The organism is Pseudomonas sp. Emmai, from assembly GCF_055179735.1.
Map to the genome: position 1 here is coordinate 4,656,951 of NZ_CM143685.1, position 19,139 is coordinate 4,676,089.

The 19,139-nt window shown below is 59.4% G+C and carries 17 protein-coding genes and 1 pseudogene; 11 read left to right on the plus strand and 7 right to left on the minus strand.

Translation table 11 applies throughout. The features are described from left to right. Nucleotides 1-8: 8 nt before the first annotated feature. Nucleotides 9-2,912 (minus strand): sensor domain-containing phosphodiesterase, encoded by a 2,904-nt coding sequence (locus ACY4LX_RS21415; protein WP_463257765.1) that lies wholly within the window; start codon nucleotides 2,910-2,912, stop codon nucleotides 9-11. A gap of 244 nt (nucleotides 2,913-3,156) precedes the next feature. On the opposite strand from ACY4LX_RS21415, the gene ACY4LX_RS21420 reads away from it, so the two are divergent. Further along, complete coding sequence (locus ACY4LX_RS21420) at nucleotides 3,157-3,855, plus strand: tRNA (adenine(22)-N(1))-methyltransferase (protein ID WP_463260626.1); 699 nt, start codon at nucleotides 3,157-3,159, stop codon at nucleotides 3,853-3,855. Nucleotides 3,856-3,867: 12 nt separating this feature from the next. Here the strand turns inward: ACY4LX_RS21420 and ACY4LX_RS21425 are convergent, their stop codons facing one another. Beyond that, nucleotides 3,868-4,734: a DNA/RNA non-specific endonuclease gene (locus tag ACY4LX_RS21425; RefSeq protein ID WP_463257766.1), complete on the minus strand. Its 867-nt coding sequence runs from the start codon at nucleotides 4,732-4,734 to the stop codon at nucleotides 3,868-3,870. A gap of 273 nt (nucleotides 4,735-5,007) precedes the next feature. Here ACY4LX_RS21425 and ACY4LX_RS21430 point away from each other — a divergent pair, with 273 nt between their 5' ends. The 6 genes and pseudogenes from ACY4LX_RS21430 (at nucleotide 5,008) to ACY4LX_RS21455 (ending at nucleotide 11,360) form a co-directional block, all read left to right on the plus strand. Further along, complete coding sequence (locus ACY4LX_RS21430; protein WP_463257767.1) at nucleotides 5,008-7,488, plus strand: hypothetical protein; 2,481 nt, start codon at nucleotides 5,008-5,010, stop codon at nucleotides 7,486-7,488. Between the two features lie 60 nt (nucleotides 7,489-7,548). Next, nucleotides 7,549-7,845, plus strand: a complete 297-nt coding sequence (locus tag ACY4LX_RS21435) for a DUF3144 domain-containing protein (RefSeq protein WP_463257768.1) — start codon at nucleotides 7,549-7,551, stop codon at nucleotides 7,843-7,845. Between the two features lie 133 nt (nucleotides 7,846-7,978). Continuing rightward, on the plus strand, nucleotides 7,979-8,650 hold the full coding sequence (locus tag ACY4LX_RS21440; protein WP_463257769.1) for a hypothetical protein: 672 nt from the start codon (nucleotides 7,979-7,981) through the stop codon (nucleotides 8,648-8,650). A 201-nt stretch (nucleotides 8,651-8,851) separates the two neighbouring features. After that, nucleotides 8,852-9,544 (plus strand): EcsC family protein, encoded by a 693-nt coding sequence (locus tag ACY4LX_RS21445; RefSeq protein ID WP_463257770.1) that lies wholly within the window; start codon nucleotides 8,852-8,854, stop codon nucleotides 9,542-9,544. Nucleotides 9,545-9,794: 250 nt separating this feature from the next. After that, nucleotides 9,795-10,067, plus strand: a pseudogene (locus ACY4LX_RS21450) (PAS domain-containing protein); the annotation flags it as partial. Nucleotides 10,068-10,268: 201 nt separating this feature from the next. Further along, nucleotides 10,269-11,360: a methyl-accepting chemotaxis protein gene (locus ACY4LX_RS21455; protein WP_463260627.1), complete on the plus strand. Its 1,092-nt coding sequence runs from the start codon at nucleotides 10,269-10,271 to the stop codon at nucleotides 11,358-11,360. 127 nt (nucleotides 11,361-11,487) lie between these two features. Here the strand turns inward: ACY4LX_RS21455 and ACY4LX_RS21460 are convergent, their stop codons facing one another. Both ACY4LX_RS21460 and ACY4LX_RS21465 read right to left on the minus strand, forming a co-directional pair. Next, nucleotides 11,488-11,883 (minus strand): RidA family protein, encoded by a 396-nt coding sequence (locus tag ACY4LX_RS21460; protein WP_149659767.1) that lies wholly within the window; start codon nucleotides 11,881-11,883, stop codon nucleotides 11,488-11,490. Between the two features lie 18 nt (nucleotides 11,884-11,901). Continuing rightward, the gene (locus ACY4LX_RS21465; protein ID WP_178129154.1) at nucleotides 11,902-12,915 is read right to left on the minus strand and encodes a GlxA family transcriptional regulator; all 1,014 of its coding nucleotides are present in this window, start codon (nucleotides 12,913-12,915) and stop codon (nucleotides 11,902-11,904) included. Nucleotides 12,916-13,045: 130 nt separating this feature from the next. On the opposite strand from ACY4LX_RS21465, the gene ACY4LX_RS21470 reads away from it, so the two are divergent. The 3 genes from ACY4LX_RS21470 to ACY4LX_RS21480 all read left to right on the plus strand — a co-directional run bounded on the left by ACY4LX_RS21470 (nucleotide 13,046) and on the right by ACY4LX_RS21480 (nucleotide 14,888). After that, nucleotides 13,046-13,366 (plus strand): isochorismate lyase, encoded by a 321-nt coding sequence (locus ACY4LX_RS21470; protein WP_463257771.1) that lies wholly within the window; start codon nucleotides 13,046-13,048, stop codon nucleotides 13,364-13,366. A gap of 395 nt (nucleotides 13,367-13,761) precedes the next feature. Further along, nucleotides 13,762-14,058: a transposase gene (locus ACY4LX_RS21475; RefSeq protein ID WP_463257480.1), complete on the plus strand. Its 297-nt coding sequence runs from the start codon at nucleotides 13,762-13,764 to the stop codon at nucleotides 14,056-14,058. Continuing rightward, nucleotides 14,055-14,888, plus strand: coding sequence for an IS3 family transposase (locus tag ACY4LX_RS21480; RefSeq protein ID WP_463257481.1), 834 nt, complete (start codon nucleotides 14,055-14,057; stop codon nucleotides 14,886-14,888). Before ACY4LX_RS21475 ends, ACY4LX_RS21480 begins: the two co-directional genes overlap by 4 nt. Before the next feature lie 72 nt (nucleotides 14,889-14,960). Here the strand turns inward: ACY4LX_RS21480 and ACY4LX_RS21485 are convergent, their stop codons facing one another. Beyond that, the gene (locus tag ACY4LX_RS21485) at nucleotides 14,961-16,358 is read right to left on the minus strand and encodes an MFS transporter (RefSeq protein WP_149659770.1); all 1,398 of its coding nucleotides are present in this window, start codon (nucleotides 16,356-16,358) and stop codon (nucleotides 14,961-14,963) included. 701 nt (nucleotides 16,359-17,059) lie between these two features. On the opposite strand from ACY4LX_RS21485, the gene ACY4LX_RS21490 reads away from it, so the two are divergent. Then, nucleotides 17,060-17,311, plus strand: coding sequence for a DUF6555 family protein (locus ACY4LX_RS21490; protein WP_463257772.1), 252 nt, complete (start codon nucleotides 17,060-17,062; stop codon nucleotides 17,309-17,311). 44 nt (nucleotides 17,312-17,355) lie between these two features. Here ACY4LX_RS21490 and ACY4LX_RS21495 read toward each other — a convergent pair whose 3' ends face one another. Together ACY4LX_RS21495 and ACY4LX_RS21500 are read right to left on the minus strand one after the other, a co-directional pair. Further along, on the minus strand, nucleotides 17,356-17,508 hold the full coding sequence (locus ACY4LX_RS21495; protein WP_463257773.1) for a hypothetical protein: 153 nt from the start codon (nucleotides 17,506-17,508) through the stop codon (nucleotides 17,356-17,358). 142 nt (nucleotides 17,509-17,650) lie between these two features. Continuing rightward, nucleotides 17,651-19,051, minus strand: coding sequence for an XAC2610-related protein (locus ACY4LX_RS21500; protein WP_463257774.1), 1,401 nt, complete (start codon nucleotides 19,049-19,051; stop codon nucleotides 17,651-17,653). Nucleotides 19,052-19,139 lie beyond the last annotated feature (88 nt).

A 19,139-nucleotide genomic window follows, 5' to 3' on the forward strand; every position in this document is an offset into this window, starting at 1 on the left:
ATCGGTCGTCAGCCCTGACGACCGATCAGCTCACTCGCCAACAACGCCGCCAACCCCATTGGCTTGGCAAAGTAATAACCCTGGGCCTGCCCCGCGCCCATCTCGCGCAGCAGGTCCAGGGTCGCTTGATCCTCGACCCCTTCCGCCACCACGCTCAAGTCCAGCGATTCGGCCATGCGCACGATCGCCCGCACGATTGCGCGGCTGCGGGGGCTGGCGGTCAGTTCGAGGATGAACGACTTGTCGATCTTCAAGCCGCTGAAGCGGTATTGGTGCACGTAGCTCAGGGATGAAAATCCGGCGCCGAAGTCGTCGAGCACCACGGACATGCCGTTGTCGGCCAGTTGCTGCATGGTCAGGCGGGCAATCGCCGGCTCGGCCACCAGCGCGCCTTCGGTCAGTTCCAGGCAGATCCGCGACGGCGCGACCCCGTGCCGCGCCAACAGGGCCAGCACGTCACTGGCGAAGTCCGGGCGGGTCATGCTGTAGCTGGAGCAGTTGACGTGCACTGGCGGCCAATTCGCATGTTGGGGTTGGGCGAGGATCAGAGCGACGCTGGTGAGCATGTACAGGTCCAGGCGACCGATCAGGCGCAAGCCCTCGACATCCGGCAGAAACTCGCCCGGCGCAATCACTCGGCCACCCGGTTGATGCCAGCGGATCAGCGCTTCGAGGGCCACCAGTTCGCCGGTGTCGACGCTGACAATCGGCTGGAAATACGGCAGCAGTTCGTCGGTGCGTTTGAGCGCATTGCGCAGCGCGCCTTCGCGTTCGACCTGGTCCGAGACTTCCCGGCGCACTTCCTGGTTGAACACCGCGTAGCTGTCGCGCCCGGCACTTTTGACCCGATACATCGCCGCATCGGCATCGCGCAGCAGATCGGCGGGTTCGTGATGGAACTGACTGTCGGCGCTGACGATGCCGATGCTGCAGGACGAAAACACCTGATGGCCGTTGATCACAAACGGCAGGTCGAACGCCACCAGGATCCGTTCGGCGATGTCGACCACCACCTCCAGCGGCGCTTCGGGTGCGAGCACGGAAAACTCATCGCCCCCCAGGCGCGCGAGCATGTCGGTGTCGCGCAGGCAACCGCGCAGACGCTGGGCGGCCTGCATCAGCAGCAGGTCGCCAAAATGGTGGCCGAGGCTGTCGTTGACCATTTTGAAACGGTCGAGGTCGATGAACATCACCGCCAGATGCCCGCCGTCGCTGCCGAATTGCGACCAGGCCAGGTTGAGGCGCTGTTGCAAGTAGGTGCGATTCGGCAGCCCGGTCAGCGCATCGTGGGAGTTTTCGTGTTGCAGCTTGGCATTGGCGTGATCGAGTTCACGGGTGCGGTTCTGTACCCGGGCTTCGAGCTTGAGGTTGGCGGCATGGATCGCCTCGGCGGCGGTGCGGCGCGACAACGCAGTGTCGATGTGCCGCGAGACGAACGTCAGCAGTTCCTGGTCCCGCAAGGTATAGCGCACGTTCGAGGTGTAGCTTTGTACTGCCAGCACACCGCGCACCACATCGCCATCGAACAGCGGAATGCCCAGCCAGGAATAGGCTTGGTAATACACATCGGCGACTTCGATTTCGCCTTCTGCGGTCAATCGTTCGGCTTCGTCGACGTCAATCAGACATGCCCGGCGCTGACGGATAACGTACTCGGTCAAGCCCCGACTCCCGCGCCGAGCTTCCGGGCGAACCGTCTGGCGCTCATCGACGTAATACGGGAAGGTCACTTCACTGGTGCCGTCGTCGAACAGCGCGATGTAGAAGTTCTGCGCAAACAGCAAATCACCGACGATGCCATGCAAGGTTTGGAACAGCTCGGCCATGTCGCCGGGCTGGCTCGACAGTTCGGCGATCTGGAACAGCGCGCTCTGCAGATGTTCGGCGCGCTCGCGGTCGGCCACTTCCTGGCGCAAGGCGTCGTTGAGCTCCGAGAGCTCCAGGGTACGCCGCATTACCGTTTCTTCCAGGTCGGCGCGGTGCAGGATCCGGTCCAGCGCCATGGCCACGTGGCGGGCCACCACCAGGAACAGCGCGCGGTCTTCAGCGCTGTAGATCCGGGACACGTCGTAGACCTGCATCGCCAGCATGCCAAACACGTCATCCGAAGCGTTTTTCAACGGCGCGCCCATCCAGAACTCCGGACAATCACCCACGCAGTAGAAGCGCCCCTCGGCCGCCGCCGCGTGAATGCCGGCGGCGTCGATCAGCAACGGCTGCCCCGAGGTCAACACCTGGGCGGTCAGCGACAAGTGCGCAGGGTCGAGGTATTCGTAGTTCTCGGATTCCAGGGCTTCGACATCGATGATGTCGACGTAGTACGGGTATTCCATCTTGCCGGTGTGCGGGTCATACAGCGCGAGATAGAAGTTCTCGGCGTCGATCAGGCTGGCCAGCAACTGGTGAACCCCCACCAGGAACACGGCGCGGTCGCGGGTCGAACTGGCCAGGTAGGTGATTTCATACAGCACGCGTTGGGTAATCTGCGCACGGGCCAGGGTGTCGGTCTGCACCTGAATGCCCAGGCGCAGGGCAAACTCGGCGAGCGCTGGTTGCGCGGCATCGCTGATGGGTGCGAGTAGCCAACCGAGCTCACTTTCGCCGCGACCGGTCGGCCAGCGGTGCAACTGCCGACTCCGGCAAAAGGCTTCGAACTCGTCATTGGCCACGCTGGACGGCCATTGCACCTGCGGATCGCCCTGCCCGACCAGATGCAGTTGTTCACCGGCGCGATAGACCACCCACGCGGTGGTGTGGGCCCAGTTGCGCGCCGAGTCCAGCAAGTGTTCGATGGTGTCCCTGTTGCCAGCGTAAGCCATGCCGACTGTTTCCAGATTCCCTTTCAGTTGGGATGCGATAACGCCGCAATCGTTCGATTGCGCTGGGAAGTCAGTCAATGGGCGAAAACTCATCAGCGTTCCCTGAGCCAGAAACTGGCGATACTTAATTATTGTTTGCTAGCACTGCGCCAGTGATCTTCCCGTTTAAAGCTTATGGCCGTTTTTTTCAATAGCTTTATCGCTTTAGTGACAACCAAGGCACGGCCTCAAGCCCAAGTAGCGGTCGCTGGGATTTGACATGCACGGCGTTGCTCGCCAGAGTCGCGCCCCGATCCGGCCAATGGTGCCGGGCGTTCGTGGTGAAAAGGGGTTGCAGTTGAACGAACAGACATTGTCCATGCGCCTGGAGCGCGTGGCGGCACATGTGCCCGCCGGTGCGCGCCTGGCCGACATCGGCTCGGATCACGGCTACCTGCCAGTGGCGTTGATGCGCCGTGGCGCCATCGTGGCGGCGGTGGCCGGCGAGGTGGCATTGACGCCGTTCCGCTCGGCCGAACGCACGGTGCGCGAGAGCGGCCTGGAACAACAGATCAGCGTGCGCCTGGCCAGTGGCCTGGCGGCGATCGAGCCGGAAGACGGGATCACGGCGGTCAGCATCTGCGGCATGGGCGGCGAGACGATCCGCGACATCCTCGACCACGGCAAGGCGCGCCTGAACGGCCAGGAGCGCCTGATCCTGCAACCCAATGGCGGCGAGCAGCCGCTGCGCCAATGGCTGATGGACAACGGCTACCGCATCTTCTGCGAGGAGTTGCTGCGGGAGAACCGCTTCTACTACGAAATCATCGTCGCCGAGCGCGCCGGGCCGGTGATGTACAGCGACGAGCAGCTGTACTTCGGACCGCTGCAAATGCAGGCGCGCAGCCCGGCGTTCCTGGCCAAGTGGCAGCGCATACTGCGAGAGAAGCATAAGACCCTGGACAACTTCACCCGGGCGCGGCAGGCCGTGCCCGAGGAAAAACTGCAAGAGATCGCCCGGCAGGCCCGGTGGATCACCGAGCTGCTCGGGGCGTAGTGCATCAGGCGATCAAGAGCGCCCGACGGAACCGCTCACCGGTAGATTCCCGAGCAATTTGAGCCCGGTGCTTTTCACGAAGGTGTCGTAGTCCATCGGTTTCTGGATGCGGGTTTCAGCGTTGGGCAGCACGTAGGCCCAGGCCCGCTGGGACGAGGTGTCGTATACCAGCTTGAACAGGCGCGTCGGTACCCAGACCTTGTTGGCGCCGATGGTGCCGTGGCCGTCGTCAAACAGCGGGCCGGTGAAGACGAACACATTGCCATCGGCGCGCTTGGCAAACTTGCGCACATCCGCCTCGACCTTGCTCCAGATCTTCCGGTTGTTGGTGGGGTCCTGTGGCACCATGTTCGACAACGCGAAGGACTGGGCCATGGCATTCGGACTCGGTGCATCGGCGGCCGGAGATTGATGCCCACGGTCCACAGCCGGATGCTGGCTGCGGTAGTCGCTCAACTCGGCGCGCCCACTCTTGGGAATGCGTGGGTCCGGGTAAAACTGATTGGTGCGTTCCTCGCCTTTGGCGTCCCGTAACTGGGCGGCATTCAGGCGTTCGACCACTAACAGCGGCGTGCGGCTGGTTTGCGAGTACAGCACCGCGAAGTTGTCGGAACACAGGGTCATCGGTTTCATGGTGGCAGGCACGGTGGCGGTGCTGATCGGTTTCGCGGCCGGGAACAGGTCTGCGCAGCCGTCAAACGAAGGCTGTTTCTGTTTGTTCGAATAGAGGTCCAGGGCCGCGTTCTGGTTGATCGAGCCCGAGTGCGACGTTTGATGCTGGGTTTGCGGCTTGAGCAGATCCAGCAGACTGCGCGCTTCGGCGCCGGTGGAGAGCAAAACAAGGGCCGACAGCCCAACTGCAATTTTGCGTAGGTGCATGCTTTAATTCTTCGAATGGGATTGAGGGGCAAACACAAGGCGAGTTCCGTTGACGGAACCAGGTGGCGGCGGTGGCGGATTATCGTGCGGCGAGCATGCGTTCACTTTCCTTGATCAAAATACCGATGCGCAGTATGACCACTGACGGTCGTGGGGGTTTATGGACCGTGATAAATCACTTTAGTGCTGGGCACTTTTACATTCTATCTGCGCGTTCCATCGTCCTAACGACACCCAGTAGCCCTTTGAAATCGCCCATCTGTTATCGAGGTAATGGTGCCCCACTCTTGCGAACAATCTGCTGACGAAAAAAGCCTGCCGCGATTATTGCTCGATCTGCTGTGGCAACTCGCTGTGCTGCTGATCCCGATTTTCCTCGTGACAGTCATCCCGTTGCTGTGGGCCCTCGGTGTCGTGCTGGCGTGTGCGGCCCTGATGTGGCTGGCGTCGTGGGCGGGTTGGCTACGCGCCGGCCGAGGGCTTGCCCGGTTCATGACCTCCGCCGCCATCGGCCTGGGCTTTAACCTGGGCCGGGCGTTGCCGGCGTACTGGGACATCGCGGGGGCCGCCGTGGTGATGTTTGCCGGGCTGGCCTGTGTCAGTCATCTGGAGCGACGTTTGGGCTTTGCCGAGCCGACAAAGGCGAAGGCCAGGTCGACCCCCCTGGCGTCGGGCCAGTCTTCCGGTGGCGCCAGTGCCTGGGGCGGCGGCGAGCCCCAACAGACGCCCGAGGGCGAACCCATCCGCGTGTTCAACTACAGCGAAATCGCCATGGGCGGCCCCGTCCTGTGCGATTACCTGTTTCCCGATGGCGTGCTGCTCCAGAGTCTTGGGTCGTCGGCGCGTTTTTCCAACGACGGGCGTTACTTCGCCGCGCCTTTGCCCTCGCGCCAGGCCTGGGGTTTGGTGATTCTGGATCGGCAGGAGCGTGTGCTCTACCAATGTGCCTGCGATGAATTCTGGGAACTGGATGCCTTTAACGACGGCACCCTGACTGGGCGTTACAGCCCTTTGGTCGACAACGGCGGGCGGGCGATCAGCCTGGAGCAACTGCTGGCCACGGCTGAGCGGATCAGCCTGGTGCCGGTGGCCGACCTCTGGCTAGAACCGGGAACCTGGCAACACAACCTGGCGCGCGAAACGCTCCACTATACGTCCCCCGATGGCCAGCAACGCCTGGACGCGAGTGCGGCCGTGCCCGCCAGCCTGCGCGACTTGCCGCAACCCTGCGACCCGCTGAGGTACCCGCAATACCGCGTGAGCCTCAACGGCGAGCTCACGTCGCTGCTGATCACGGCCGACACCGCCATCATCTGGCATCCCGATAGTCGCTCGTTCGCGTGCCGGGCACGGATGGGTGCCGAGCAAGCCCTCGATTACTGGCTCTGGCACGTGGACCGAGGCTGGCAAGCACTGCCCTGCCCGTGGATACCCGCTGACAACGAACCCTCCCTGGGCTGGAGCGAACCGCTGGAACTGGACGACCACTGCCTGCGGTTGTCGTCCTACTTCGACTACCCGCAGCCTGATCACGGTCGTTATGGTTACGGCTTGTACAGCATTCACAGCGACTGTGAGACGCAGGTGGGCCACGCGCCGAACGGCCGGATGCAAGTCGCGGAGCGGCAGCTGACGCGCGTGCAATTGGCCGTGCCGCTGACCGGTGATGGACAGTGTGGCGCGACGAAGGTCGAGTCCGCGCCCTTGAGCGGTAAAACCCGCGCTCAATTCAGTTGGCAGCAAGACAACGGCCTGGGCCTCGGCGGCTATGGCTGTCGGATTGGCGACTGGGATTTGCCGGGGGTTTGGCAACTCGATCATCGGGTGTGCGACACCGGACGCTACATCGCCTTGATCCCGTTCACCCAGCCACCCGCCACTGCCGGTCATGTGGTGGTGGCCGACGCCCAGGAACGCCGGTTGCTGAACAGCCCCGCGCTGATGGTCGCCCGGGTGTTGGACTTCCGTGGACCGACACTCAGCGTGGCGGTGATTCGCGGTCGCCTCGATCAGGATCGGCAAGGCACCCCGTTGCAGCGCTTTGACCAAGCAGCCCCCGCAGCGGACGATAGCGCAGCCTTCTGTGAGCCTCGACCGGACTCGCGACTTTACTATGAGTGGTGCGAGCTGAATGTCACCCCGCAAGGCCTGACCGCGCTCCCCGACTGGCGTCTGGTCAAACAGCCACAGTCTGCCACCGCCGATGGCAACTTCATCCAGCCCGCACCGACGGACAAGGATGCCGCCTGGGTGTTCGGCTGTGAAACCGAATACGCCGACAGTTGGCTGCGCGTCCAGAGCCCACGCCTGGGCGGACATTTGCTGACGGCCTCCGGTTGCGCCATCAGCCATCTCGCGCCCTCGATGATCTGGTCCGAAGACGCCCGTTATCTGGCCCTGACTCGCCTGCACACCGACGCCGACGACGACCACGACGGTCGACTGGCATGGCAGGTTCTGCTGCTGGATGTCCAGGCGCGAACCCTGAGGCAATCGACACAGCGGTTGCACAACCGTCCACAGTTTGAAAGTTTTAAAGCGGAGGTCTTGAAGGTGCGGCTATTCCAGCGCGACTGGGAAGCCGAGGATGACAAAGACCGAGGCTCGATCAACGTGATGAAGTTGAGCGATCTGCTGGCACTCCCCGCCGAAGCCCTGTGCCCGTACGCGGGACTCTGGCTGACGGAAGATCAACTGGCGGAGGCTGACGCGTGGCGTGCCTTGGATGCGTCGGCGTTGAGTGATTGGCGCTAGTCAGATTCATCGAAGGGGCCGCCCCCCTTTTCTCTAAAAATGATCAAAAGGTATCAAGCAATGCCAGAAACTACTGACGATTCGTTCTATGACCGTGCCGACGCACATATCCACTTATCAAACGAGCAGCTCAAGGCCTTCGAAAACCTTGGCAAGGTCAGTGCATCGATGATGTTCGGCACGACCCGATTCAATGCCTGGGTGAGCGCTCGCGGCTTCAAATCCGGCGCTGAGATGGCTCAGGCTCGCGAGGCGATGTTGAGCTACTTCTGTGAGCAATACCGAATGATGCTCGAGGATAATCTCGACGACCACATCAACAACTTCACGCAATACATGGGTACGACGGACGTTTGATTGATCTGCCTTCATTTTTTTTCAGAAAATGGAGCTTCACTTTTTCCTGGCGTAATGAGGCCCGCGTTTGGAGTGCGGTATCATCGGCCGTGGACCCGGATCTACTGGGCTCCTTCCCCTGATAAGGATCATCATGAACGACAACACCCCCCCTCTGCAGAATGCAGGTGACGCCGTGGCAGTTCCGATTGCAACGCCCGCGCAAGCAGATCAGCACGCTCAGCAGATGCCACCTGAACCGCCCGCAGAATCAGCACTCCCTGAGCAACCCACGCCAGCACCTGGCGCATCCGAATCGCCAACGTTGCTTGTTTCCAAAGAGGACAAGTTCGTTAACGCGGTTACCCCATGGGTTAAAAGTGCGCTGTACGTCGTTACGCTATCGGCCGTATGTTTTGCCGTATTTCTGAATTATAAGTTTGGCTGGGAAATAGCACTGGCTTACTCCTTCGCCGCCGGAAGCCTGATGCTGATCTGTTTTGGGTTAGTGCTCACGAGCCAGCGCGCACAGATACTCATCGCGATCAGCGGGATTGTGCTGACGGTCATAGGCGTAAGCGTCTTCAAGCCTTGGGACGCCGGTCCGCATGACCCTAAAATCGGCCACGGTTTCGAGGCAGCTGGTTACAAGGTTGTAGGGCAAAATAATGAGCCATGCGTGTGGAATCTGGAGGAGAAGGTGCAGACCTACACTTGCTACTTGACGATAGAGCCGCTTGGAAAAAAAGGCGTCGCGCCGATAGCAGCAGATCCTCAACCTGAGGCAATGCCTCCATCGACGCCGTCTCCCGCCAAGGCTGGTTAATCCACTCAATCAGCGAATCGAGTGGTCTGACCGATAGCCCGGACGACCTCAATAAAAGCCCGCCCTGTGCGGGTTTTTTACGCTTGGGTGCTTCCCGCGACAATCAAGACCAGCCCCGGACAGCCCATGGAGTGTTCCCGTGTCGAGGCGAACCTTTAAGTTGCGGATATACTGCGCTTTCACTAGGGAAGGAAGTTTTACATGACGGCAGAGAAAGAAGACACCGGCTCATCGCTGATGAAGATGGTCGAGGCAATTGCTATCACGCCTCAGGATGCTCGCGTAGTGGTGGAACAATATAGAGCCCAGGCACGCAAATCGTTGCCTGAAGCCACAGACGAAAAAATCCAGAAACTTGTAACCGATAAGATCATCAGCCGATATTCCAAACTGGCCGCGACGTCCGGCGCTGCCACCGCAATTCCCGGTGCCATTCCAGGCATAGGAACAGCGGTCAGCATGATTGGAGGCGGGTTGGTGGACGTTTCAGTCTGCATGAAACTGCAAATCGACATGACGATGTGCCTGGGCATTGCCATCAATGACGGGATGTCCAATGAAGATGCGAAGCACATGTCTTACATCATCGCCTTGTACGGTTCTCTTGAGCAAATGGGCTCAGCCGGTGCCACAAAGATCGCCAGTAAGGCCGGTGTGCGCATGGTGAACCAATACCTCGCTGGCGCAACACTCGTTGCAATCAAAGAGTTTTTCAAAAAAATAGGCATCACCTTTACCCAAAAGGCCGTCGCCAAAGCTATCCCGTTCGGGGTTGGCATTATTATTGGGGGGAGCGCCAATTATGCTTTGACGAAATATGTTGGTAGCGCCGCTCGCGAAACTTTTTTGCTGGATACCGCTGAAAAAACCCAACCGACGGATTCAGTAACTTAAGACCACTTCCAGTTGTTGCAAAGAAAAGCGAACGACCGCTACGCAACCGAAGCCTGCGGTCGGCTCGCCCGGGATTGCAGGTGCCACTATCACCATCGCGGAAAATGCTTGGCGACCTGTGCGAGGCAAGCTGGCTTTCTATACCGCATAATCCGGCTTTCCGACGCGCAGCAGGTCCTTTTCAGAATACTCGCTAACCTTTCACTGATTGCAGCCGATGCCTCTAACTTAGGGCATTGGAGCAATACAGATGAGAAACAATCAACCGGTTACGCAGCGCGAGGTTGCCCTTGGACCTCAACAAAAACTCATCTCCACCACGGATGCACGAGGCGTCATCACGTACTGCAATGACGCCTTCGTCGAGATCAGCGGTTTCAACAAGACAGACCTGATCGGCGCCCCGCAAAACATTGTGCGTCACCCCGATGTACCGTCAGCGATCTTTGCCCATATGTGGGGCGCGCTGAAGCAGGGCAAGCCGTGGATGGGCATCGTCAAGAATCGCTCGAAAAACGGCGACCACTACTGGGTCAACGCCTACGTCACGCCGGTTTTCGAAGGCAGCCAAGTCGTGGGTTATGAGTCGGTCCGGGTCAAGCCGACCGCCGAACAGATCCGTCGCGCCGAAGCGCTCTACAAACGGATCAACCTCGGCAAGTCCGCCGTCCCGGCCAGTGATCAATGGCAGCCTGCCGTATTCGCCTGGCTTCCGGTGGTGACCATGGGCCTGGTGGGTGCGCTGGGTGGCGTGTACCTCGGCATGACGGAGGCGATCATCCTCGCGGTCGGGGTTTCAGTGCCGCTCGGGCTCTGGGTGTCGAGTCGCCAAAATCGTGGGGCGTTGCATCTGCTGGCGATGGCTGAAGCCTCCACCTCCGATGCGGTGCTGGCCAAAATGTACAGCGATGAACGCGGCCCTCAGGCACGCCTCGAAACGGCATTTGTCAGCCAGGCATCGCGGCTCAAGACCTGCCTCACCCGGCTGCAAGATACCGCTGAGCAACTGACCAGCCTCGCCGGCCGATCCGATGGCCTGGCCGCCGACAGCGCTCGTGGGCTGGACCGCCAACGCGTCGAGACCGAACAGGTGTCGACAGCGGTCAATCAAATGGCCGCCACCACACAAGAAGTCGCCAGCCATGTACAACGCACCGCCGACGCCACCCAGGAAGCCAATGTGCTGACCGGGCGTGGACGCGATGTGGCCCGAGATACCCGCGAAGCCATTCAGCGCCTCTCGGTGGTGGTCGGTGAGACCGGGCTGACGGTCGCGCAACTGGCCAAGGACAGCAATGAAATCGGCACGGTGGTCGACGTGATCAAAGGCATCGCCGACCAGACCAACCTGCTGGCGTTGAACGCCGCCATCGAAGCCGCACGTGCGGGTGACATGGGTCGAGGCTTCGCCGTCGTCGCCGATGAAGTGCGTCAGTTGGCACAACGCACGACAGAGTCCACGACGCAGATCCATAGCCTGATTTCCAAGCTGCAGGTTTCGTCGAACAACGCGGTGAAGACCATGGAAAGCGGCCACCGACAGGCCGAAGAAGGCGTGGCGTGGGTGCTGGAGGCCGACAAGGCGCTGGTCGGTATCAGTGAAGCCGTGGCAAACATCACGGACATGACCACCCAGATCGCCGCCGCGACGGAAGAGCAAACAGCGGTGGCCGAGGAAATCAGCCGCAACATCACCACCATCGCGACGCTGGCGGATCAAACGTCGGAACAGGCCAGGCATTCGGCTGAATTGAGTAAGGAACTGACTCAGACCGCTAAAACCCAGTATTCGCTGGTTGAGCGGTTTAACCGGTAGTTCTTTAGACCAACACTGGAATTGTGGCGAGGGAGCTCCCTCGCCACAGGTTTTATGTTCGCCGTACCCTTTTCCTAACTTAAAGCCATGACGTCCTTAGCAGGCTATGAGTCTCTCGATGCTTCGCTCATTTGCGCCGCACCGCCACGCACTTGATCTCCACCAACAACCCCGGATGGGCCAATTCGCTGACGCCGATGCACGTCCAGGCGCAGTGTCCTTTGGGGAACATCCGATTTTTCACGTCCCGAAACACCGCCATATGCCTGGACATGTCCACGTGGTAAGTGGTCATGTCCACCACATCCTCAAACGTGCACCCGCCCGCCTCCAGCACTTGTGCGAGGTTTTCCCAGGCGCTGATGAACTGCTGCTCGGGATCCTCGATTACTTGCAAGTCAGGCGTGCGCCCCACTTGGCCGGCGCAGAACAACGTGTCGCCGACCTTGACCGCCGGGGCGTAACCCGCGCGTTCGACGATGGGGCGCATGGCCTCGGGAATGATGATTTCACGCTCAGACATTGCTGGGTCTCCGGTAGTTTATTTGACCAGCCGCTTTTCCTTGGAGGGCCTGTAGCCAAAGTACGAGCTGTAGCATTTGCTGAAATGACTCGGCGACACAAAACCGCAGGCCACCAGCACGTCGACCTGGGACAGTTCGGTGTGCTGGAGCAATCGGCGCGCTTCGGTGATGCGCAGTTCCATGTAATAGCGTTGCGGCGTGGTGCCCAGTTGTTCCTTGAACAGCCGCTCCAGTTGGCGGCGGGAACGGCCGGCGTACACCGCCAGTTGCTCCAGCTCCAACGGCTCTTCGAGGTTGGCATCCATCAGCTTCACCACCTCACGCAACGGCGCGCTCACGCAGATGTTTTCCGTCGGTTTGATCCGCCGGTAGCGCGACTCTTCGAACGCCAGAATGTCTTCGATACCCTCGACAAGAGCTTTGTCGTACAAGCCTTTGATCCAGTCCAGCGCCATGTGGAAGGCGCCGGAAGGACTGGACGCGGTGAGCCGGTCGCGATCAATCACAAAGGGCTCGCTGGTGACCTGCGCGGCCTTGGCAATTTCCGCCAATGCCGGGCGATGTTCCGGGTGGATGGCGCAGCGATAACCGTCGAGCAAACCTGCGGCGCCGAGGAACCATGCACCGTTCCACAATCCGGCCAGCATCACGTCATGGTCGGCTGCGGTTTTGAGCAAGTGGATCAGTTCATCGTTGGCTTTGAGTTCGGTGCGGTAGCCGCCGCAGATGACCAGCAGGTCCAGGTCTTGAATCGCAGCAGCGTCGAACCGGGCATCGGGCCGAATAACCAGGCCCAGATCGCTGACGACCTCGCCTTCGTTCAAGCCGAATGTGCGGGAAGTGAACAACTTCGGTCGCAGCAGATTCGCGGTGATGATCGTATCCAGCGCCTGGGTAAACGCGGGTAGCGAGAAATGCTCGAGCAGCAAAAAACCGGCGCGAACCGATTGGCTGGTCTCGCTGGGTTGCTCATTCAGATAGCGAAGGTTTTTCCCCTTCATGCCTCCGCTGAATTGGCGTCGTTCGATCAAGGTCTGGGTCACTCGTTGTTATTAGCGAACAGGTGCGTTGATAAAGGCCATGCTAACCTCCAGCCGCATAAAAAGCCCTTCCCTCTTCGTCATTATGTGACTGATCAGTTCAACAAAAGGAGTTGGCGACATGGACGTTATCAATCAGATGCAGCCCGCCGAGTGTGCAGACATGGTGGACATCCGACGCGAAATCGATGCCCTCGATCAGGCCGTTATCAAGTTGTTGGGCAGGCGTTTCAACTATGTGCTGGCGGCGTCGAAGTTCAAGACATCCGCGACCTCGGTACGTGCCCCGGAGCGATTCAAAGCCATGCTGGAAATACGTCGGGAATGGGCCGCTGCCGAAGGCCTGAGCCCGGATGCCATTGAAAAGATGTACAGCGATTTGGTGCACCACTTCATTGCCGAAGAAATGAAGCATTGGGCGGCGCATCAATCGGAGACATGATTCGGCCGTCAAAAGCACCTGTAGGAGCGAGGCTTGCCCGCGAAAAACGATAACGCGGTATGCCAGGCCTGACGCCTTCCCCGTAGGAGCAAGGCTTGCCCGCGAAGAACGATGACGCGGTGTATCAGACCTGACGCCTTCCCCGTAGGAGCAAGGCTTGCCCGCGATGAACGATGACGCGGTGTGTCAGACCTGACGCCTTCCCCGTAGGAGCAAGGCTTGCCCGCGAAGAACGATGACGCGGTGTATCAGACCTGACGCCTTCCCCGTAGGAGCGAGGCTTGCCCGCGAAAAACGATGACGCGGTGTGTCAGACCTGACGCCATCGCGAGCAAGCTTGTTGTGGCTCAATGTTTTTGGACCATGATGTAGGAGCATCTACCTAAGGAAGCATCATGGGATATCGGATCGTTGATACTGGGGCAAAAGCGGAAGCCATTCGCTTGGTTGTGGAGATGAATTGCTCCATACCTGAAGCCTGCAAGCTAACGGGAATTGGACCCACAGCTCTACGCCGATGGGTTCTGCTCTGGCGTCGGGAGCATGCGGGGATTTCACAACCCTCTCGGCCGCAGGACCAGGAGCTGATTGAGTCGTTACAGGCAAAATTGGCACTGGTCGAAGCAGAGAACCAGGTATTAAAAAAGCAATTGCCCTCTCATCTGAAGGTTCTGTTCAGTCGAACCAAGTGATTGACGGCGCTAGAGGGGCAGGGTCGATTAGACGCACGTGTCTGGTCTTAGGCTTGGCCCGCAGTAGCTATTACGCGCAACGTAAACCCAAGCCGCCTCGTGTTATCGAGAGTGGTTTGGAGATGACGATTCGTGCGGTGCATACCGAGCATCGCGAAGCTTTAGGGGCCCGAGGGCTTTCCAAGGAGTTGAGGAAAGAAGGTATTTCTATCGGACGTCACCGCATGCGCTCCTTGATAAAGACCCTTGATTTAACCAGGCGCCGGCCGCGTTACGCCCACTATCGTCGCGCCACCAAACCAAGTATCACGGCACCGAACATACTTGATCGTCGCTTTAATCCGGTCCAGCCAGACACGCTCTGGGCCGGCGATATCACTTACATCAAAGTGAGGGATAGCTGGTTATATCTAGCCGTAGTGATGGATTTGTTTTCACGCCGGATTGTGGGGTGGGCTTGTTCAAGAACCGCCGACACGGACCTGTCGATCAAAGCACTGAAATTGGCAGTAGCACTGCGCCACCCAATGCCTGAGCTGTTGTTTCATTCAGACCAGGGCTGTCAGTACACCTCTGAGCGATTTTCAGCGTGTCTGGCGCAATGCCGAATCGTCCACAGCGTGAGTCGTCGCGGTAACTGTTGGGATAACGCGGTGGTAGAGCGTTATTTCAGAACGTTGAAGCACGACTGGATGCCAGAAAATGGCTATCAGAATCACCTTGAGGCGGAAAAGGATGTGATCGACTTCGTGTCGCACTACAACCATCGCCGCTGCCACACCGCATCGAATAACCTGCCGCCTGCGCTTTTTGAGCAGCAGGCGGCCTAAAGCTCCTACGGAGTGGTCCAAAAAAACTGGACCCCAACAGCTTTGCTCCTACAGGTGGTGGCGAGATTGCGTTTACAGGTCGGTGATTTCCTTATGCTGCGGCACCAGCGCTTTCATCACGCTCCACGCCACCAGGTAAGCCAATGCGCAGATGGCGAACATGATCATGTAACCGGTGTGAATGTCGTTGATCGATTTGTAGTAGTCGAACACCCAGCCGCCGATCTTGGTCATCACCACACCGCCCAAACCGCCGGCCATGCCGCCGATTCCCACCACCGAGGCCACGGTTTTTTGCGGAAACATGTCGGACACGGTGGTGAAGATGTTGCACGACCACGCCTGGTGCGCCGAGGCGCCCACACCGATCAGCAACACCGGCACCCAGAAACTGATGTAGCCGAACGGCTGCGCCAGCAACACCACCAGCGGGAACAGCGCGATCACCAGCATGGCTTTCATGCGACCGTCGTACGGCTTGTCGCCGCGCGCCATGAAGTAGCTCGGGAACCAGCCGCCGCCGATGCTGCCGACCATGGTCATGCTGTACAGCACGGCCAGCGGGACCACGATGTCCGGGCCTTTCATGCCGTATTGCGCTGACAGGTAGGTCGGCAGCCAGAACAGGAAGAACCACCACACGCCATCGGTCATGAACTTGCCAAAGGCAAACGCCCAGGTCTGACGGTAGGTCAGCAACTTGAACCAAGAGACTTTCTTGACCACTTCACCCGGTGTGGCAATCACTTGCACCGGTTCATCGCTGCGGATGTAAGCCAGTTCCGCCGCCGACAGGCGTTTTTGCTGCTCCGGTTTCTGGTACAGCGTGATCCACACCGCCACCCAAACGAAGCCCAGCATACCGATGACGATAAACGCCGCTTCCCAGCCCCACAGGCCAGCAATCAACGGCACGCAGATCGGCGCCAGGATCGCGCCGACGTTGGCACCGGAGTTGAAGATGCCGGTGGCGAATGAGCGTTCTTTTTTCGGGAAATATTCGGCGGTGGCCTTGATCGCGATCGGGAAGTTACCCGCCTCGCCAATCGCCAGCACTGCCCGGGACAGCATGAAACCGGCAATCGAAACCGGAATGACCGCCAGGCCGAATGCGCTGCACACCGCCGCGATCCCCTCGCCCATCGGTACTGCAAACGCATGCATGATCGCGCCCGTCGACCAGATGCCGATGGCCACTACAAACGCGGTTTTGGTGCCGATCTTGTCGACCACACGACCGGCGAACAGCATGGAAATCGCATAGACAAACTGGAACACCGACGCAATGTTGGCGTAATCGGTATTACTCCAGCCAAATTCCGTCGACAGGCCCGGCGCCAGCAGGCTGAGCACCTGGCGGTCGAGGTAGTTGACGGTAGTCGCAAAGAACAACAGCGCGCAGATCGTCCAGCGGTATTTGCCTACGGCTTGGCCGACACGTTGCGCATTGATGGGCTCGTTCAGATTCATGGCATCACTTTATTATTGGATTAGGGTGATGAACTCTCGACAACCTTGTGAGAGTGCAGGTGCACGCTCTCCATGCCCGGTGGCTGGAGTTGGACCTGGGCACTGCTATGAGGCGTTGGGTGGGACGGTTGTTTGGGAGGGACCGGCTGCGTTAAGGCAAACAGTCAGGATCGAACCATGGGGAGCGGCATTCGGGGAGGCGAGAACGCAGGTTGGATTCATGATGGGGTCGACACTCTTTTTTATTTTTAGGGTTCAACAGCCGAGCTATCGTCTGTCGTCGTACAACTGTGCCTTTTATATCGAGGCCGATACCCGGCTGTCAATCTGAAAGATGGCCGTTCGTCATGACACAGTCCATTCGATTTTCAAGGAATACGATGGATGCAGGCGAGATCAGCAGGGTAATGTCATGGGCGAGTGGCCGATGGAAGGGAAAACGTCGTTGTACGACAACGTCAGCAGAACTCACAGCCTGCAATATTCATCAATGGATCGAGAATTGGCGCGAGGCTCCACATGGCTGAAGGGTCTGTCCGCCGGTCATTACCATTGAACTCTCGCGCCATGGACACCGTCCAGCGCGTCCTGAAACCCGCAATCTTCCCTTCAGAAATCAATAAGTAACAACGACCGAAAATGCTTTGAATTTTTTTCTGACGCCACCACTCCTTTATCTATGAGCATATGGAGGGGGCCTCATGAAGACTGGACTGTACATCATCGAATACAAGCTTCACGGACAGACGAAGTCCTTCATCATCCGCGCGCAGACCATGAGCAATGCCCAGGCCTGGCATTGGGCGAGTTGTGATGCGGGGATCGCGCCGATACCGAAACCCGGACGGCCGCCACTCAAGGTCGTTTCCAAGCCCCTGGCGGAAAAATACGGGCTGACCGAGGTCAAGTGGAGGGAATCGGCGACGTTGAACTGGACGCAGGTGTCGACGTGAGACCGGCGCTGGCGCTGGCGCTGTCCAGGCAGCCTGGTTGCCGTTCAGATGATCCGAACGCTGTCTTTTCGCAGAAAACAGGGCGACACCCTGCTGCTGCCCCACGATCCGTCATCGTTGACCATCACCGCTTCCCAGGGACCTGCGTCGCTCGTGATCTGCCGGTTCTGGTTCGATGCCAGCAGCTTCCAGGCCATGCTGTTCGCATTGCCGTGGCTGATCCACATCAAGCATCAGCCGCGCCTACAAGGCGTATTTCGGACACTCGCCACGGGACGACAACAACCAAGAGCACGTTTGAAGGCAGCGATCCTTGTATTGATCTGCCAGAGCTTTCGCTCAAGGCTGCTTGCGATACATCCCCGTCAGCATGTCCTGGGAATCTGGCGCGGCGTTGTAGTTGATGACCGCGAAGTTTTTCACCAGTTGGATGTGATACGGGCCATGTAGTTTGGACGCTTGCGGCTCGCGCACGATGATCAGGTTGTCGGCTTCCATCGGTACGATGTGATGCTCGGTCGCGATGTCCTTCAAGGTTGCGGCGTCTTTCAAGGTCACGGTGAATTCCGCCACTTCTCGGCCCTGGGCATCGCGGTCGGGCAGGATGTTCAAGTCCAGGTCGCCATCACGCCCGAGGAAGTCCCGGCGCATTTGGTAATGGCCGCTGCGCTGGTCGCGCTCGACTTCGCTGAGTTTGGTGTATTTCGGTTCACGCTGTTCATAGTGCAGCTGGATCGCCAGTTCGCGGTCGTCGCCCTTGGCGCCGCTGACCCAGGTGCCGATGTAGTTGTAGGGTTTGACCTTTTCCTGGGTAAGGCGCCAGATGCCCGTCTGACGACCCTCGTCGGTGTATTCGAGAAGGCCGAAGTGGGTGTCGCTGGAGTCTTCCCGAACCCCCACCAGTTTGATCGGTTCACCATTGCCGCCCTTGGTGTAGCGCACTTCGCCGATGATCACCTCGCCCTGCTGCTGGTACCAGAGTTCTACCGGGATCTTGCCATTAAGGGTCCCGGCGAGCATCTGTGGATCGTCGTTGACCGGTCCTTCCAGGCTCGGTTGTTCGTGCCACTGGCCGTCCTTCCATTCGCCGGTGGTACGCAGCATATAGCCGCCAGGCATGCTGGAGTTTTCGCCAAACTCGGTCGCTGGCACGTCTTCCTGAGTGTACGTAGAAAGCTGCGCCAGCTCGCCGTCGTGCATTTTCCATTTCGTAAAGCGCATCCAGCAGCAGCCCCGGTCGGTTTGCGTATGCAGAATGCCGTCCTGCGGAGTGACCGAGAACATCCCGCCGCTGACGCCTTTCGCCATGTCGGTCAGCGCACGGTTGAGGACCCACTGGTTTTGCTGCGGGTCCTGCAGATAGATGTCGAACTGCGCCTCGTAGTCCTTTTCGGGATGGGTGCCGTTGCGAATCGCCAGATCCTGATGGCCATCGGAGTCGAAGTCGGCGAAGTACAACAAGCCTCCATTGCCGAGCAACTCGGGATCGGCTTTGCCGTCGCGTTCCCTGGGCACATTGCCGGCCTGGGTCTGCAATTGCTGCAGGGTTTGGAGGGTGTTTTTGTCGCGCACCGTGATGAGCGCTGGCATCAGTTGACGCGGTTCGCTCGGCGGCTCGGGGAACAGCACGTCGACCAGGTATTTCCCAGTCGGATCGTTGACCGCAAACGACAGCGGTTCGGCCACGGCCGGGGCCGCCAGGACCATGGAAAAGAGCACACAACTGACAAGCGAACGCATACAACGCTTCCTTGCGGTAAATTCGGGGCCGCCGTGTAGCGGCAAACGGGGGGGTTATCGAAAAAGTGGCCAGCCTTGAACCGGCGAT

Bases quoted from the DNA above. Each gene is read 5' to 3' on its own strand.
- ACY4LX_RS21415 (WP_463257765.1), bottom strand. From the start codon at position 2,912: ATGAGTTTTCGCCCATTGACTGACTTCCCAGCGCAATCGAACGATTGC.
- ACY4LX_RS21425 (WP_463257766.1), bottom strand. From the start codon at position 4,734: ATGCACCTACGCAAAATTGCAGTTGGGCTGTCGGCCCTTGTTTTGCTC.
- ACY4LX_RS21430 (WP_463257767.1), top strand. From the start codon at position 5,008: ATGGTGCCCCACTCTTGCGAACAATCTGCTGACGAAAAAAGCCTGCCG.
- ACY4LX_RS21435 (WP_463257768.1), top strand. From the start codon at position 7,549: ATGCCAGAAACTACTGACGATTCGTTCTATGACCGTGCCGACGCACAT.
- ACY4LX_RS21440 (WP_463257769.1), top strand. From the start codon at position 7,979: ATGAACGACAACACCCCCCCTCTGCAGAATGCAGGTGACGCCGTGGCA.
- ACY4LX_RS21445 (WP_463257770.1), top strand. From the start codon at position 8,852: ATGACGGCAGAGAAAGAAGACACCGGCTCATCGCTGATGAAGATGGTC.
- ACY4LX_RS21455 (WP_463260627.1), top strand. From the start codon at position 10,269: ATGGGCCTGGTGGGTGCGCTGGGTGGCGTGTACCTCGGCATGACGGAG.
- ACY4LX_RS21460 (WP_149659767.1), bottom strand. From the start codon at position 11,883: ATGTCTGAGCGTGAAATCATCATTCCCGAGGCCATGCGCCCCATCGTC.
- ACY4LX_RS21470 (WP_463257771.1), top strand. From the start codon at position 13,046: ATGGACGTTATCAATCAGATGCAGCCCGCCGAGTGTGCAGACATGGTG.
- ACY4LX_RS21475 (WP_463257480.1), top strand. From the start codon at position 13,762: ATGGGATATCGGATCGTTGATACTGGGGCAAAAGCGGAAGCCATTCGC.
- ACY4LX_RS21485 (WP_149659770.1), bottom strand. From the start codon at position 16,358: ATGAATCTGAACGAGCCCATCAATGCGCAACGTGTCGGCCAAGCCGTA.
- ACY4LX_RS21490 (WP_463257772.1), top strand. From the start codon at position 17,060: ATGAAGACTGGACTGTACATCATCGAATACAAGCTTCACGGACAGACG.
- ACY4LX_RS21495 (WP_463257773.1), bottom strand. From the start codon at position 17,508: ATGGCCTGGAAGCTGCTGGCATCGAACCAGAACCGGCAGATCACGAGC.
- ACY4LX_RS21500 (WP_463257774.1), bottom strand. From the start codon at position 19,051: ATGCGTTCGCTTGTCAGTTGTGTGCTCTTTTCCATGGTCCTGGCGGCC.